General features: G+C 58.4%; 13 protein-coding genes. 7 read left to right on the forward strand and 6 right to left on the reverse strand.

Annotated elements, in window-relative coordinates; all coding sequences use genetic code 11:
* Positions 1 to 4: 4 nt before the first annotated feature.
* The 4 genes from AARI_RS18165 to AARI_RS18180 all read right to left on the reverse strand — a co-directional run bounded on the left by AARI_RS18165 (position 5) and on the right by AARI_RS18180 (position 4,998).
* Positions 5 to 931, reverse strand: a complete 927-nt coding sequence (locus AARI_RS18165; protein ID WP_013350694.1) for an ABC transporter ATP-binding protein — start codon at positions 929 to 931, stop codon at positions 5 to 7.
* Positions 932 to 1,069: 138 nt separating this feature from the next.
* Positions 1,070 to 2,098, reverse strand: a complete 1,029-nt coding sequence (locus AARI_RS18170) for a YdcF family protein (protein WP_013350695.1) — start codon at positions 2,096 to 2,098, stop codon at positions 1,070 to 1,072.
* Between the two features lie 6 nt (positions 2,099 to 2,104).
* A complete protein-coding gene (locus AARI_RS18175; protein WP_013350696.1) occupies positions 2,105 to 3,538 on the reverse strand; it encodes a phytoene desaturase family protein in 1,434 nt (477 codons plus the stop codon).
* On the reverse strand, positions 3,535 to 4,998 hold the full coding sequence (locus AARI_RS18180; protein ID WP_013350697.1) for a glycosyltransferase family 87 protein: 1,464 nt from the start codon (positions 4,996 to 4,998) through the stop codon (positions 3,535 to 3,537). Before AARI_RS18180 ends, AARI_RS18175 begins: the two co-directional genes overlap by 4 nt.
* Positions 4,999 to 5,237: 239 nt before the next feature.
* Between AARI_RS18180 and AARI_RS18185 the strand changes: the two genes are divergently transcribed.
* From AARI_RS18185 to AARI_RS18215, 7 genes are all read left to right on the forward strand, one after another.
* Entirely contained in the window at positions 5,238 to 6,422 is a 1,185-nt protein-coding gene (locus AARI_RS18185; protein ID WP_013350698.1) for an acylneuraminate cytidylyltransferase, read from the forward strand.
* Between the two features lie 12 nt (positions 6,423 to 6,434).
* Complete coding sequence (locus tag AARI_RS18190; protein WP_013350699.1) at positions 6,435 to 7,328, forward strand: N-acetylneuraminate synthase family protein; 894 nt, start codon at positions 6,435 to 6,437, stop codon at positions 7,326 to 7,328.
* A 76-nt stretch (positions 7,329 to 7,404) separates the two neighbouring features.
* Positions 7,405 to 8,412, forward strand: a complete 1,008-nt coding sequence (locus AARI_RS18195) for a glycosyltransferase family 2 protein (RefSeq protein WP_013350700.1) — start codon at positions 7,405 to 7,407, stop codon at positions 8,410 to 8,412.
* The gene (locus tag AARI_RS18200; protein ID WP_013350701.1) at positions 8,409 to 9,752 is read left to right on the forward strand and encodes a polysialyltransferase family glycosyltransferase; all 1,344 of its coding nucleotides are present in this window, start codon (positions 8,409 to 8,411) and stop codon (positions 9,750 to 9,752) included. Before AARI_RS18195 ends, AARI_RS18200 begins: the two co-directional genes overlap by 4 nt.
* An 8-nt stretch (positions 9,753 to 9,760) precedes the next feature.
* A complete protein-coding gene (locus tag AARI_RS18205; RefSeq protein ID WP_065763580.1) occupies positions 9,761 to 10,774 on the forward strand; it encodes a hypothetical protein in 1,014 nt (337 codons plus the stop codon).
* An 8-nt stretch (positions 10,775 to 10,782) separates the two neighbouring features.
* The gene (locus AARI_RS18210) at positions 10,783 to 12,015 is read left to right on the forward strand and encodes a DUF6716 putative glycosyltransferase (protein ID WP_041650509.1); all 1,233 of its coding nucleotides are present in this window, start codon (positions 10,783 to 10,785) and stop codon (positions 12,013 to 12,015) included.
* A gap of 295 nt (positions 12,016 to 12,310) precedes the next feature.
* Entirely contained in the window at positions 12,311 to 13,396 is a 1,086-nt protein-coding gene (locus AARI_RS18215) for an inositol-3-phosphate synthase (protein WP_013350704.1), read from the forward strand.
* A 185-nt stretch (positions 13,397 to 13,581) separates the two neighbouring features.
* Here AARI_RS18215 and AARI_RS20335 read toward each other — a convergent pair whose 3' ends face one another.
* Together AARI_RS20335 and AARI_RS18220 are read right to left on the reverse strand one after the other, a co-directional pair.
* The gene (locus tag AARI_RS20335) at positions 13,582 to 13,704 is read right to left on the reverse strand and encodes a hypothetical protein (protein WP_013350705.1); all 123 of its coding nucleotides are present in this window, start codon (positions 13,702 to 13,704) and stop codon (positions 13,582 to 13,584) included.
* 584 nt (positions 13,705 to 14,288) lie between these two features.
* Positions 14,289 to 15,740 (reverse strand): CCA tRNA nucleotidyltransferase, encoded by a 1,452-nt coding sequence (locus tag AARI_RS18220; RefSeq protein WP_013350706.1) that lies wholly within the window; start codon positions 15,738 to 15,740, stop codon positions 14,289 to 14,291.

Genomic DNA, 15,740 nt, shown 5'->3' on the forward strand with positions numbered 1-15,740 from the left:
GTCCTTACTTCCCGCCGCTTGGTTCGGCAACGATAGTCGAGTGGTATTCAACGGCATCACGGGTCAGCTCCATATAAGCGTCTTCCAAGGTGCGCTGCAGCGGACGTAATTCGCTCAGTGCCACCCCGTGCTCCAAGGCACGACGGCCAATGGCCGCAGAATCGGGACCGGTAACTTCCAGGGCGTGCTCATCAATCCGCCGCAGCTGAACACCGTCGGCGCTGAGCACATTCATCAGAACTTCGATGTCTGCTGCTCGCACAATCGTTTGGTCCAGACCGTTATCGATGAATTCGCTGATTGGTGCGTCGGCCATGATCCGGCCGCGGCCAATCACGATCAGGTGATCAGCGGTCTGAGCCATTTCGCTCATCAAGTGCGAAGAAATGAACACGGTTTTACCTGCAGCTGCCTGCTGGCGGGCCAGGTGGCGGACCCATGCCACGCCTTCAGGATCCAGGCCGTTGACCGGCTCATCGAGGATCAGCACCTGCGGATCTCCTAACAGGGCTGTCGCGATGCCCAAGCGCTGTCCCATGCCCAGCGAGAAACCTCCGACTTTCTTACGCCGCACGCTACTCAGGCCGGTGAGCTCGAGTACTTCATCCACCCTGGCTGCCGGCAGTCCTGCAGTTGCAGCCATTGCCCGCAAATGCGCCAGCGGAGTCAGTGACTTATGGACCGATTTGGCTTCCAGCAAGGTGCCAACCTGGGTCAGCGGGTGGCGCGATTTCCTGAAATCGCTTCCGTTGACCAGAACCTCGCCACTGGTAGGTTTGGCCAGCCCTACGATCATGCGCATGGTGGTGGATTTACCGGCGCCATTCGGGCCCAGGAATCCGGTCACCATTCCTTCTTGGACTGCGAACGATGCATTATCGACCACGGTCTTTCCACCGTATTTCTTCGTCAACTGCTGTGCCTGGATCATGTTTCCAGCCTAGAGAATTCCGGTTCCCAGCTCACCGCCCCCAGTGCTGATTTATTGCTCAACCAAAAGAGTGATAGCAGGCAAAAGACGCCGGGGCCCATGCACCAGATGGTGCATGGGCCCCGGCGTCCAAGCGCGTTAGATCAATACTGCGGGCAGCACAAACATCATCCCTGCGATGGCCAAGGCGAAGGGCAAGGCCAGCAAGATCATCAGTTTCTTTTGATCCCGCACGATCGCTACGCATTCTCGCAGGAAAGCACTGGGCCGGTAGTACGCAGCGGTCTTCCCGCCGAAAGCACGGGCGTCCAGGCCCAGCTGGCGGGAAGCCATCGCTACCCGCAGCGCGTGATAGTCGCTGGTGACCAGCCACAGCTGGCCATCCGGGCGCTGTTCGCGGATCAGGGCGTTGGAGAACCTCAGGTTCTCCATAGTGTCCTTGGCCCGGTCTTCGATCAGGATCTGCGCCTCGTCGATCCCTTGCTCTTGCAGGTACTTAGCCATGCTCACGCCTTCTGGCTCCACCTCATCATGGCCTTGTCCCCCAGTGGGAACCATGAAGGGACGAGGCGAGTGCTGAAGCTGCTGCAGCTCAATGCCCTTATCCAAGCGACCGCGCAGCAACGGGGTGACCTTGCCTTTGATGGTTCGAGCGCCTAGGACCACCACAGCTGCGCTGTCAGCTTTCGACGGGAATCTGCCGTGCACCCACGCATACAGCAGCAGCATCGCAAATAGGCTCGCGGTAAAGAGCGAGGCCATGAACAAGAAGAATGCCAGCGCATAGGTCCACCAGGATTCGATGCGGATCAGCAGTACGGCGATGACCGGCAAGGCAAAGACCGCGAGCCCGGCGCCCAGGGACAACAGATTTGCGGGTTTAGCTCCTTCACGCCGGCACATCAAGATCCCGTTGTAGACCAGGGCCGCGCCGAACACCACGACCATCAGCGGGGTAAGAACTAAGAGAATGGAGAACAGGAACCCGAATCCGGGAAGCACCGCAGTTAGCAGATCAACAATCGCCGAAATGGAAAACAGCACCAACGGCAATAGCAGCACCGCCAGGATCAAGCGTCGCGGGTCCTTGCGGTATTGCCGGACAAAAACCCACCAGAGCGCTGCCAAAAAGATCCAGCCGACAAGCTGCGCTAATGCTGCTTCCATTGTTTCTCAGTTCACCGATTTCCAGTTTGTAATTCCGTATTCTCGTTTCAGCATCGATTGAGCCCCGAGGAATCCGCCCATGCCATGCACCGATGGGCCCGGAGGAGCAGCTGAGGAAACCAGGTACAGCCCCTTGGACTGCAGGTACCACGGATCGGTGGAGATCCGCGGGCGTTTGATGCTGCCCAGCAGGTCCATGGTTCCCCCGGAAAGGTCCCCTCCGACCAGCGCCGAGTTCTGTGCTTCCAATTCCTTGGCAGTCACTACATGTGCTTCAAGGATGGCATCGCTGAACCCCGGGGCCGCCTGTTCAATCATGTCCTTGATTTCCCGGCTCATGTCGACCGGAGAATCCAGTGGCACGTGGCAGTAAGCCCAGATCACATGCTGGCCCCGCGGTGCCCTTGAATTATCGAATTGCGATGGCTGGGCCACGATCATGTACGGCTTAGCCGATCCCCTGCGTATCGCGGTGCGTTCGGCCTTCCCCACTTGGAGGGCTGTGCCGCCCAGGTGCACCGTCCCGGCCTTGCCCAGCGTCGCATCGCGCCACGGAACCGGTTCGGAAAGCACATAGTGCACCAAGCAGCTTCCCGGCGAGCGCCGGGTATTGAGCATTGCGTGGGAAAGCTGTGCTGGCAGATGGCCATTGGAGAGTTTGGCGGCGTCTTCTGCCGACGTATCAAACAGGACGTTCTGCGCAGAGAGCTCATCAATATGGTTGATGCGAACCCCGGTGTGGATTTTTGCTCCGTAAGCCATTGCCTCTTCGGCCAATGCGTTGCTGATGGCTTGGGAGCCGCCACGCGGAATAGCCCATCCCTTGCCATGTGCGGTTGCCGCGAGGAACAAGCCTGCCCCGGCATTAGCCGGGCCGCGCGAACCGCCTGCGACGTGCGCGGCGCAGCCTGCATATAGCGCGGCAGCGCGTTCAAATTTTCCAGAAAAGAGGTTTTTGAGACCCATCCCGGCTACCGTACCCAAAGCAAAAGTCGCCAAGGCTAACGGGTTCGAAGGGACCTTGAGCAGGGGATTGAGCAGGGTCTGGCTGACCCCGTCGATCTGGTTGACCAGTGGACCGAGCAGCCGCGTGTACATTTCACCGTCTGCCCCGCCAAGTTCTTCTCCGGTGCGTTCCAGGTCCTTATAGGCATAGGCCGTTCTGCGATCCAGCACGTGAGCAAAGGAAATCTCCGGAACGATGAAATCCACCTTGTCGTGGACGCCCAGTTCATGCATGGCCTGGGATTGCATCGCCATTGGATGCACCGCACTGCCCAAATCAAACTTCGCCTGGGAACCGTTGAGCATTTGCGTACGCGCGGCCCCGCCAATGCTGTCATTGGCCTCGTAAACCGTGACTTCTAATCCGGCACGGGCAGCTACTGCTGCGGCCGCCAGCCCGTTGGGTCCTGCTCCGACAACGGCAACGTCAATCATGATTTATTTTCCGCCACTTCGTTCGTGTTCTTGGATCCAGCCAGCAGACCTCGCAGGGTCCAGCGATCGGGTGCACCGGCGTACGGTCCGGCCAATGGATCGTCTTGGCCCACTGCTCGAATCGGATCGTGGCGCGGGTCAAGGATGGAACGTGCAACCAGGAACATCAGGTATCCCAGCATCACCATATGCGCCAGCACCAGCACTACGTAGCCGGTCTCCGGGAAGGCTTTCTGCGCTTCTTCGGCAGACAGGGAATCAAGATAGAACCAAACACCGTAGAAGTGCGCCACCTCCACCAGCATCCAGATCACGAATTCACGCCATCGCGGCAAGGCCAGGGCAAATAGCGGAATCAACCAGACGATGAACTGCGGCGAATACACCTTATTGACCATGACAAATGAGGCGATGATCAAGAAGGCCATGGAAGCCAGTCGCGGGGTGCGTTTAGCCGTCAGCCCCAGCACCGCTACACCCACGCAGCACAGGAAGAAGAGAATCAGGCCGTAACGGGAAATCTGTTCCGCTTCAAATTGCGCGATGCCCTCCCGGTTATCGGCAATGACATTGAATGCGTGCCAGAAGCTGGAGAAGCCTGCCCCGCGTTCAGAGGAAAAGTTGAAGAAGTGCATGAAGGATGTGGGGAACGCCAGCGCATAGGGAAGGTTCACCAGTACCCAGGTTGCCGCGGCAGTACCGGCGGTGACCCAGAAGGTCTTGAACTTTCCGGTGCGGATAGCCAAGACCAGCACCGCGCCGAGGATGAAGAACGGATAGATCTTCATCGCGGTGCCCAAACCGATCAGCACTCCGGCTAAAACGGTGTGCTTGCGGGCGAAGGCCAACATGCCCAGGGCCAGCAAGGCCACAGCCCACATATCCCAGTTGATGCTGCCGGCCAGGATGATGCCCGGCGCGATTGCTACCATCGCCGCATCCCAGGGGCGCCGCCCAGTCATGCGCAGGGTGGCGATGACCGTGACCATCCACAAGATCGCTACCAGCAAGAGATTGATATCGAAGTACAGCAGGGAACGGTTCTCGATCCCGGTGGGGATGATCGAAGCGACAGCCGAGGCGACCGTGCTCATCAACACCGGATATTCGAACTGGGCCGCGGCGCTGAAAGGCGCCCACGGGTTTTCCGCGAAACCACGAGCGGAAAAGAGCGGGACCCAGTCGCTATAGCAGGCGTAGGCGTAAGGGTTGTTACCAGTCCACCCGTTGATCCGGCACGGGTTCTTTGCCAACAGCATCAGCAGTGCACCGACGGTAGTCATCAAGATGATGACGCGTTCAACGCTGAAGAATCCCGGGTCGATTCGACCCGGTTCGCTATGCCGGCCCAAAGGTCCGCCGATCAGTGCAGTGAACTGTCGAAGGAACCCGTCAGCGCGTGATGGCACGGTAATCCGCACAGGTCCACGCGCGGGCTGGGGCTGGTTTGGCTCATTCATACCTCCCAGCCTAAATGTTCTGCCCCCGAGCACCGTCTTACACGCTCATGTTTCATTATTCGCTTTGATCATTTACGCACTTCCGGTTCACCTGAACCCTGTTCTAATCCCCCGAACACTAACGTAAAACGCTTGCTGACCTCACATTCAGCAAATAGTCAGGTGATTACATCGGCACTTCACCGTGCGTTCACCCAGATACCCCCTCTTGGTTAACTTGTGCCCATAGCGTCTTACTCGTGAGCAAAACCAATCAGCCAAAAGCCATGGCCATCATCCCCGCTCGGGGAGGATCCAAGGGCATCCGGCTCAAGAACCTGCGTGAGATCGGCGGCAAGTCGCTGCTGGGACGCGCAATCGAATCAGCCAAGGCCGCGACGGCAGTCAGCGACGTCGTAGTCAGCACCGACCATGAGCAAATCAAGGCCGAAGCACTGCGCTACGGAGCTACCGTCATTGATCGACCGGCAGAGATCGCCGGCGATACGGCCAGCAGCGAATCGGTTCTGCTTCACGCATTGGACAATGCGCCAACCCAGCCAGAGGTCACCGTATTCATCCAGTGCACCAGCCCGATGATCGATCCGAAGGACCTGGACGCAGCTATCGCAACCGTGTCTTCCGGGCGATCAGATGTGTGCTTAGCAGCGGTTGCCGATCACGGTTTCCACTGGGCACTCGATGCCCAGGGCGAAGCGGCCGCCGTGGGGCATGACAAAATGCACCGCCCGCGCCGCCAGGACCGCGAACCCCGCTTCCGCGAAACCGGAGCCTTCTATGCCATGGAAACCACCGGGTTCCGTGAAGCAGGGCATCGCTTCTTCGGACAGGTCCGGATTCAAGAAGTTCCCGCAGAGCACGGCATCGACATTGATACCGAAGCCGACCTGCAGCTGGCAGAACTGACCGTTCCCGCCAGCCAGGAACCAATTGAAGTGGATGCGGTCATCACTGATTTCGACGGGGTGCACACCCCGGACACCGCGTATGTCGATGAGCACGGGACAGAAACCGTGCGCGTCTCCCGCTCCGATGGAATGGGAGTGGCCCGGCTACGGGCCGCCGGAGTGAAGTTCCTGATTCTCTCCAAGGAAACCAACCCTGTTGTCGCTGCCCGCGCCGCCAAGCTGAAGGTGGAAGTGGCCCACGGCATCGAGAACAAAGCCGAATATCTGGCGCGCTGGCTTGCCGACGAATCCATCAACCCGGCTCGTGTTGCCTACGTAGGCAACGACATCAACGACCTGGGTGCGATGGCACTGGTTGGCTGGCCGATCACCGTGGCCGACGCCCAAGACCAAGTACACCGGGCTGCACGCCACCGGCTGACCCGCAAAGGCGGGCATGGCGCGGTACGCGAACTAGCCGAACTAGTTCTCGCCGCCCGCTCAGCTACCAAAATTTCTCCAAGTTTCACCCACTGAAAGGCAATAACCATGACCTCCATGACTACTGACATCAAGCCAGTTGCAATCGGCGAATCGCTGCTCGGCGCAGGCCAGCAGGTCTATGTCATCGGCGAGATCGGCATCAACCACAATGGCGACATCGAGATTGCCAAGCAGCTGATCGACGTTTCGGCTGCTGCCGGCGCCAACGCAGTGAAGTTCCAGAAGCGCACCCCGGAAATCTCCACCCCGATGGACATGCGCGACAAGATCCGCTCCACCCCATGGGGCGACATGACCTACCTGGACTACCGCTACCGCGTCGAGTTCGACCAGGCCCAGTACAAAGAACTCATCTCCTACGCAGCTTCCAAGGGCCTGCACGCCTTCGCTTCGCCATGGGACGTTCCATCGGTTGAGTTCATGGAAGAACAGGGCGCAGTCACCCACAAGGTCGCTTCCGCATCGGTCACCGACATCGAGCTGCTCAAGGCTCTGGCCCAGACCGGCAAGCCAATCATCTTGTCCACCGGAATGTCCACCATCGAGCAGATCGACAAGGCCGTGGAAACCCTGGGCACCTCCAACCTGGTGATGATGCACGCAACTTCCACCTACCCGCTGCCTCCTGAGGAGGCCAACCTGCGCATGGTCGAGACCCTGCGCGACCGCTACCAGGTCCCAGTGGGCTACTCGGGCCACGAGCGCGGCCTGCAGATCTCGCTGGCTGCTGTCGCCCTGGGCGCAGTGACCGTCGAGCGCCACATCACCCTGGACCGCACCATGTGGGGCTCGGACCAGGCATCGTCCCTGGAGCCAAAGGGCTTCGAGTCGCTGATCCGCGACATCCGCATCCTGGAGCAGGCCATGGGTGACGGCGTGAAGAAGGTCTTCCCAGGCGAGCTGGCACCGCTGAGCCGCCTGCGCCGCGTCGACGCCTAAGCACGCCAACGTATCCGGCGGTTGGACTCACCGACGGGTCCAACCGCCGTTTATTTTTGTCTGCATGAGGAAGGCCGTGAAGAGCAAAATGACTTTGATCCCCGGGCGCATTTCCGTGGTTATCCCCGCCTATAACCAAGAAGCATATATTTGTGACGCCCTGTCATCACTAGTCCGGCAGAAGCTGGGACGCTGGGAGCTTGAAGTGCTCGTCGTCGACGACGCTTCTGAAGACCAGACCGCGGCCCTGGTCCGCAGCCACCAGGACCAGCTGCCTGGCCTGAAGCTGATTTCACTGACTGAGAATGCCGGTGTCTCGGCTGCCCGCAACGCCGGCTTGGAGCAGGCCACCGGCGAATACTTCACCTTCCTCGATCCAGATGACTGGTACTCCCCCGAGCACCTGGAAACGCTGGCCGAATCCTTGACGGAACTGCACGTGGACTTCGTGCGTTGCGATCATGTGCGGGTCACCGGCACCAACCGGGTCATCCACCGCGCCCCGCAGGCCTTGCGAGGCATGCCCCTGCATCCGGCCGATGACATTGAGCCGATCGATTCTCCCTCCATGGTGGACTACGCCTTTGTCTGGGCCGGGATGTACCGCACCGAGCTGATGAGCACCCGCGGGCTGATGTACTTCGATGCGCAGCTGCACAGTGCCGAGGATCGCCTGTGGCTGTGGAAGCTGCATCTGAATACCGAACGCTATGCCGTGGTCTCCTCGCCCGGGGTGTTCTACCGCCGTGGACTGCCAGGCTCGCTGACCCAGGTCTTCGACCATCGGCAGCTTGGATTCATTCAGGCCTACTCGCAAATCCTCACCGAAGTGCGCCTGCACCCGGACGCAGATCGCCACCTGCCCAAGGCGATGCGCCAGTTCTTCGCCATCGTGTGCCACCACGAGAAGCGCGCGAAGAACTACCCGCCTGAGGTCCGCCTGGAAATGAAGCAGAAGCTGCGCCAGGTCTTCACCACCATTGATGCCCCGATGGCCCGCCAAGTCGCCCTCGAGATGGACGTTGCCCGCCGCCGCCATATTCTCTCCTTCCTCCAGCCAGGCCAGATAGGGGCTGCCAAGTGATCGCACTGATTGAAGCCAGCAGCTACTTCCAGCTTGCTTCTCTGGCCGCCATGGCCGATGCAGGACTGCTCCCCGAAGCAGATGAACGGATCCTTGTCCTGGCCAACGGCTCGCAGGTACCGGAACTGACTACCGCGTTGGATGAAGTGCCGGGCTTTGACAAGCTTGCGGCCCGTTTTGACCGCGTCGTGGATTTCGCGGCGCTGAGCGCACCGCGCCGCCCGGCACAGTTCAACCCGCGTGAAGACGAACTGCATATCTTCGAACGCCTGTTGCGCAGCGCCTGGGATCTGGGTGATGAACCGCTGACCTTGGTATTGGAATCAATCCAGGTCAATCCGGCCCGGGCATTGGCACGGATTTTCTTCGATGCCCAGCTGTGGATTCATTCCGACGGTCTGATGTCCTATGGCCCCACACGCAACCGACTTCCCATGCCACTGCGCCAGCGCATCATGGGTACCATCCATGTGGATCTGGTTCCCGGATTGCAGCCTCATCTGCTCGCCGAGCTTCAGCCACGGCGCGAGGTCCTGTCCACCGAGAACCTGGCTGGGATCTTCAGCCAACTGGCCCATGGAGCAGAATTCGACCTGCCTTCTTCCAGCGCACTGATCCTCGGGCAATATCTGGGCTCTTTGGGCTTGATGGATGCCGAGGAAGAATTTGAGCTGCACTTGGAGATGCTCAACGAAGTATCGCGGCGCGAAATTTCCACCGTCTTATTCAAGGCCCACCCTTCGGCCAGCGCCACCTCGGCTGCCCGGCTGGCTGCCGCTGCGAAGGACATGGGATTGGATTTCCGGCTGCTGAACACCGACCACCTGGCCGAAACCGTCATTGCCGCGGTGCGCCCTGCTGTGGTAATCTCTTGCTTCTCCACCGGATTGGCCACCGCCAAATTCATCTTGGGCACCGAGGTCTACGCGGTGGGTACCGGCATGCTGTTGCAGGCCCTGGCACCCTATGAGAATTCAAACCGCATCCCGCTGTCCATCATCCACGCGCTGTTTGTCCAGGACTTGCCGGTTCCCGAGCACAGCGGTGCGGAGGATCGCCTGTCCGACCTGCTGCTTGCCGTCGCCTACTGCATGCAGGCTGCCCAGCTGCCTCATCTGCGTGAGCAGGCTGAATCCTTCCTGGCCGCGCACTACCCGGAGTTCTCGGCCCATTTCAAGCGCCGCCGCATCACCAAGCTCGAGCTGCCTCCGCGCTGGGCGCACATCAGCTCACGCCGTTCACTGCCTTCGAAGGTTCGTGGCGCATCGCGTCGTGTACTGCGCCATGGGTCTAAACGTCTTGATACGCTTTCCAAATCCCTGGGCCGACTGGCAAAATGACCCTCACCATGATGAAACTGACTCAACATGACACCAACGAGGTCCCGCGTCCCCGTTTCGGCACGGCACACGTTTGGGTCGAGTCGCCATTGCAGCTGCTTTCTGCGGTGGAAACGCACGCTGCCGGGCTGCTGGGCACCGACATCCGGATCATTCCCCGTCATGGGATGCCACTGGAAGCCACGACCGAAGCGATGCTGCGTCATGCCCCTGCCGGGGTGCAGTTCGAGCCGGCGGCGCGTAAACCACCACAGCCCAAAAGTGCTGCCGAACGGTACGTCACCGGCGACGCCTACTCAGGCAAGATCCAACGTGCCTTGCTCGCCGGAGTACGCGCCAAAGAAATAGTGATCATCGATGATGGCATGGCTACGCTGGCACTGATCAAGCAGCTGATTTCCGCTGATCCGACTCCGTTGGTGCGTGCCCGAACCAAGAATTCTGCTGCGCGAACGGCCATGGGGTTGGCCGCTTGGCATCGTTTGCGCCAGTTGGCCCGCGAAGATCGTTTGCTGATCGTTTCAGCGCTATATGTCGACCTCGAATCCCGGCAGAGGATGGCTGATCTGGGAATCAAATTCGCGCAGCACAAGTTCGAGTGGCTCGCGACGCAGCCGGTGGCTGAGAAGTTCACCGAATCTACCTTGCTCATTGGTTCTGCCATGGTCGCCGACAACCTGATTCATGAGCAGCCGTATTTGCAGTGGATCGAAGAGATCGCTGCAGAAGGTCCGGTTGCCTACTTCCCGCATCGCCGTGAAACTCCCGAATTATTGGCGAAGATTTCCACCATTGACCAGGTGGTGCTCAAGGAGCACACCATTCCCATTGAGATGCGTTTGCGAGTTTTGCGCCCGGGCCAGGAGATCCGCGCCTTGCCCTCCACGGTAATTCCTTCCCTGCGCCTGTTGCTGGGTCCTGATTCCCGTTTCCTCTATCCCCAGGCCGTTCCCGATGGCTGGTGGACTGCAAGTACTCCCATTGAGCTGCGCGAGCACCTATCTAGTTCACTGAAGGTGTGACTGCCCTGATGAAGCCTTCAATTCTTGCCATCGCCGACTCGGATTCCTATCTGAAACTGGCAACAAGTTTCTTGCACCGCTTAGGTCCCGGTTGGGACCGCAAGGTGTATCTGGCGCGCACCCCGGTGATGCCAACTGCCCAGCAGATCGCCGCTGCCTTTGAAGGCACCGATCTTGATCCTGCCGCCTTGCAGGTGGTTTCGGTATCGCAGTTGGAAGCTGACTCCGTCGATGAAGATATTATTTTTGCCTCGGCCACCGGTCCAGTTGTTGCCGAGATCTACTCGCGCATGCTGCGTACCGAACCGACAGATGGCCGCTGCACCGCACTGATCTCGGCACTGCCTGGCGTTGCCTTTCCCGCAACGCAGAAGGGTTGGAATTATCGTCGAGCCGGCGATGCTTTCATCTGCCACTCGCATGCTGAAGCACGGGATTTCTCATTCATGACCGAGGGCCAGCCCGGGCACCAGCCGACAATCATGGTCAGCAAGCTGCCGTTCTTGCATTCTGCAGGCTTTCCTCCAGAACAAAACCACGTGGTCGACCGCTTGGTGTTCGCCCCGCAGGCGAAGGTGCCCGCTGAACAGAGTGAACGCGAATCAATCTTGCTGGCTCTCGAGCAGGCCAGCAAACTGAATCCAGAGCTCGAGGTGGTAATCAAACTGCGCGCCAAGGCTGGCGAACCACAGACTCATCTTGAGGCCTTTCCCTACGACTCGCTGTTCACCAAGCTGCAGTCAGAGCATCGAATCAGCAAGGACTCGCAGCTTCGCTTTGATACCGGTTCAATGAGTGAAGCACTGGCAGCTGGTAGTGCTCTGGTCACGGTATCCTCAACTGCTGCACTCGAATCCCTGGATCGAGGTCTGCCGACTCTGATTCTCTCGGACTTTGGTGTCAGCGCTCAGATGATCAATACGGTCTTTACCGCTTCGGGCGTGATCGGCACCTTGGATGATGTCGTGGGCCTGAACTTCGGCGAACCCAACAAAGCATGGTTAAGGGAAAATTACTTCCACAGGGTTGACCACAGTTTCATCCATGCCCTCGAGTTGCTCGCGCAGCGAGCTCGAGCCGGGAAACTGCAAACTGATCCGCAGATGCTGGCTTTTATCCGTCGCCAGCCATTGCGCCATCGACTGAGAACCACTTTGCCTTCGCCTCTAGTCAAAGTATTGGTGAAGTTGCGACGCTATTTCAGGCAAGCACGCAGAAATGGTGCAAATTCATTGTCATGAGTAAAACTCACTTTATTCATGAAGGGCATTCTAACTTGCTGCAGCAGAATCAGTCATGAGTGTATTGGATCTAGCTCTCGTACGTTTTTGCAAACTTCGGCAGTGAACCGAAGTAAGAGCCCTGCCGCTTTGCCCTATCCAAGCACAGTTTCCCAAGAGTTATTCGGTGATAACGGGCACGATTGGGAATGTTTGGGCTCCATTAAGACTTACGATCAATATGGGTCATTTTGCGGGACACGCTTTCGCGCGCCCGAATGTCCAAAGGATTTATACATTTCAATAAGGAGTTCATGTGTCGGCGAACCCGATTCGCGTTGCCATCGTAGGCGTAGGCAACTGCGCCACTTCCCTTATCCAAGGTGTCGAGTACTACCGAAACGCCGATGCTGATGCCACCGTTCCCGGTCTCATGCACGTGCAGTTCGGCCAGTACCACGTTGGCGACGTTCAGTTCGTTGCTGCCTACGATGTCGACGCCAAGAAGGTCGGCCTCGACCTCTCGGAAGCCATTCTGGCCAGCGAGAACAACACCATCAAGATTGCCGACGTTCCAACCACCGGCGTGACCGTTCAGCGCGGCCACACCTTTGACGGACTGGGCAAGTATTACCGCGAGACCATCGAAGAGTCCGACGCGGCTCCAGTAGATATCGTGCAGTCCCTCAAGGACAACAAGGTCGACGTTCTGGTCTGCTACCTGCCAGTTGGCTCCGAGAAGGCTGCCAAGTTCTACGCGCAGTGCGCCATCGACGCCGGCGTTGCTTTCGTCAATGCACTGCCAGTATTCATTGCCGGAACCCCGGAGTGGGCCCAGAAGTTCACCGATGCCGGTGTGCCAATCGTTGGCGATGACATCAAGAGCCAGATCGGCGCAACCATCACCCACCGTGTGATGGCGAAGCTGTTCGAAGACCGCGGCGTGGTCCTGGACCGCACCTACCAGCTGAACGTCGGCGGCAACATGGACTTCAAGAACATGCTCGAGCGCGAGCGCTTGGAATCCAAGAAGATCTCCAAGACCCAGGCAGTCACCTCGAACACCTCGGCCGCCCTGGGCGAAGACGATGTTCACATCGGTCCAAGCGACTACGTTGCTTGGCTGGATGACCGCAAGTGGGCCTTCGTTCGCCTGGAAGGCCGCAACTTCGGCGACGCTCCAGTGAACCTGGAATACAAGCTGGAAGTTTGGGACTCGCCAAACTCGGCCGGCGTGATCATTGACGCTGTTCGTGCAGCGAAGATCGCCCTGGACCGCGGCATCGGTGGTCCGATCCTGTCGGCATCGAGTTACTTCATGAAGTCGCCACCAGAGCAGTACGACGATGAGAGCGCACGCAACAAGGTGGAAGCCTTCATCCGCGGTGACATCGAGCGCTAAGCCTTAGCAAGAGGCAAAGCGATGGCCAGGGCCGAAAGGTCCTGGCCATTGTTGCATCCAACCTTGCCGTGGATGCGGAAAGCCCGCCGGCTTGAAGGCCGGCGGGCCTCTTGGAAATACCTAGCGAGTTCATCTTGTGTACCTCAAATTCTAGTTAGCTGACAACGGTAATGGCGTTGTCGGCCTCAGCGAATCCGGAAGTACATTTCTGCTGGCACGTGGTTCTTCAGCTCACGCTGACGCATGCTGCGATGGAATTCAGTGCTATCGAGATTGGTGAACTTGCGCTTGCTTTGACGCTTTTTCATTTATTCTCCCTCCCTTCGGTCAGCGTCGAAGGGGCGGGAAGATCTTGGCGCGTAGTTGAAATTGCGCGAGCTTTCAGGCTTTCTGGACCTGCGAAGATTAATTCCGAGGTGCGAACTGCCCGTTGAGCGGACGAGGTGAACAGTGGGCTGGACATGAAAAAAGTTCCTAAGGGAGAGAGTCGAATACTGACCTGCAACCTCAGGAACTTAGGCGGGATTTACCTTGGGTTAAAAATCCGCTAGTCCGGAGGTTGGGGAAATGTACTTGCAAAGACGAGTCATACGAGAGAAGCCATTAAATCGCGCTCCGCGATGAGTCTCTGTGTACCAATTGGTATTAATCATTTCGCCACCTCCTAAAATCTGTTCTCGGCCTAACCATGTATTCCATGGGGCCTCTTTGGAAAAATTTCTCGATCCGCAAGTCTCATTGAGACTTCCCAATCACAGTATTCAGCATACATGGATTTAGCTGTTCGTGCTACAAATTAGCGCAAAATATTTAAGAACTTTTCCCGGGACGAGAAAAGCACCTGAATCCTTGCGGATTTCAGGTGCTTTTGCCTTGACGGTCAGGTCAAAGATTACTCTTCGGTAGTCAGATTTTGAGCTTCAGGCTGCTCTTTCCACCAGTTCCGCAAGCGCTCGGTGGCAATTTCTTCACCCAGTGGGCCTTCATCCAAACGCAGTTCCAAGAGGAACTTGTACGCGCGGCCAACGGCCTTGCTCGGCTTGATATCCAGCAGGCGCATGATCTGCTCGCCATCGAGGTCTGGACGAATGGACTGCAGTTCTTCTTGCTCGGCGATCTTCGCGATGCGCGCCTCGAGGTCGTCGTAGGCAAACCCCAGGCGGTCAGCCTTCTTACGATTGCGCGTGGTGACATCCGAACGGGTCAAGCGGTGCAGGTGCTCGAGCAGATCTCCCGCATCAGTGACGTAACGGCGTACTGCGGAGTCAGTCCAGCCAGCCTCGCCGTAGCCATAGAAGCGCATATGAAGCTCCACCAGGCGTGCTACGGCCTTGGTGGTGTCCTTGTCGAAACGCAGTGCGCGCATCCGTGCCTTGGTGAGCTTGGAGCCCACCATGTCGTGATGGCGGAAGGACACTGCGCCGCTTGGTTCAAATTTTCGGGTCGCAGGCTTGCCGATGTCATGCATCAGCGCAGCGAAGCGCAAAATGAAGTTCGGACCGGGGACCGGCCCGTCGTCATCGGTTTCCAAGGCGATCGCCTGTTCCAGCACGGTCAGCGAGTGCTGGTAGACATCCTTATGGCGGTGGTGCTCATCGATTTCCAAGCGCAGTGCCGAAACTTCGGGCAGCACCTTGTCCGCCAGACCCGATTCCACCAGCAGATTAATGCCAGCTCGCGGGTCGGCGCCGTTAATCAGCTTGATCAGCTCATCACGGACACGTTCAGCGGAAATGATGTCGATGCGATCGGTCATTTCGCTCATGGCTTTGCGAACTTCTGGGCTTACTTCGATTTTCAGCTGCGAAGCGAATCGAGCAGCTCGCATCATGCGCAGCGGATCATCAGAGAAGGAGATATCCGGAGCTCCAGGAGTGCGGATGGATCCATCTTCCAGGGAACTCACTCCGTCAAAGGGATCTACCAGCTCGAGCTGTGGCAAGCGAAGTGCCATGGAGTTCATGGTGAAGTCACGACGGAACAGATCGTCATGCAAGTTATCGCCAAAAGCGACGATCGGCTTACGTGATTCCTTGTCATAGGCATCAGCGCGGTAGGTCGTGACTTCTAAGGTGTGTTCGCCCTTTTTGAAAGCGATAGTTCCAAACTCGCGTCCCACATCCCAAATGTTATCGGCCCACCCTGAGATCACCTTGATGGTTTCTTCCGGACGTGCGCTAGTAGTGAAGTCCAGGTCCGGGGATACCCGTCCCAAGTACAGGTCGCGAACCGGTCCACCGACTAGAGACAACTCATGACCCGCCCGAACAAAACGGTCGGCCAAGTCGAAAATGACCGAGGGCAGGATTTGACGCAACGCGTCAGGCGAGGGAAGTGCATGCAT

It is taken from the genome of Glutamicibacter arilaitensis Re117 (genome assembly GCF_000197735.1).
GTDB classification, from domain to species: Bacteria; Actinomycetota; Actinomycetes; order Actinomycetales; family Micrococcaceae; genus Glutamicibacter; species Glutamicibacter arilaitensis.

Coding starts and splice junctions, on each gene's coding strand:
- AARI_RS18170 (WP_013350695.1), bottom strand. CDS start 2,098: ATGGAAGCAGCATTAGCGCAGCTTGTCGGCTGGATCTTTTTGGCAGCG.
- AARI_RS18205 (WP_065763580.1), top strand. CDS start 9,761: ATGATGAAACTGACTCAACATGACACCAACGAGGTCCCGCGTCCCCGT.
- AARI_RS18210 (WP_041650509.1), top strand. CDS start 10,783: ATGAAGCCTTCAATTCTTGCCATCGCCGACTCGGATTCCTATCTGAAA.
- AARI_RS18180 (WP_013350697.1), bottom strand. CDS start 4,998: ATGAATGAGCCAAACCAGCCCCAGCCCGCGCGTGGACCTGTGCGGATT.
- AARI_RS18165 (WP_013350694.1), bottom strand. CDS start 931: ATGATCCAGGCACAGCAGTTGACGAAGAAATACGGTGGAAAGACCGTG.
- AARI_RS18220 (WP_013350706.1), bottom strand. CDS start 15,740: ATGCATGCACTTCCCTCGCCTGACGCGTTGCGTCAAATCCTGCCCTCG.
- AARI_RS18190 (WP_013350699.1), top strand. CDS start 6,435: ATGACCTCCATGACTACTGACATCAAGCCAGTTGCAATCGGCGAATCG.
- AARI_RS18175 (WP_013350696.1), bottom strand. CDS start 3,538: ATGATTGACGTTGCCGTTGTCGGAGCAGGACCCAACGGGCTGGCGGCC.
- AARI_RS20335 (WP_013350705.1), bottom strand. CDS start 13,704: ATGAAAAAGCGTCAAAGCAAGCGCAAGTTCACCAATCTCGATAGCACT.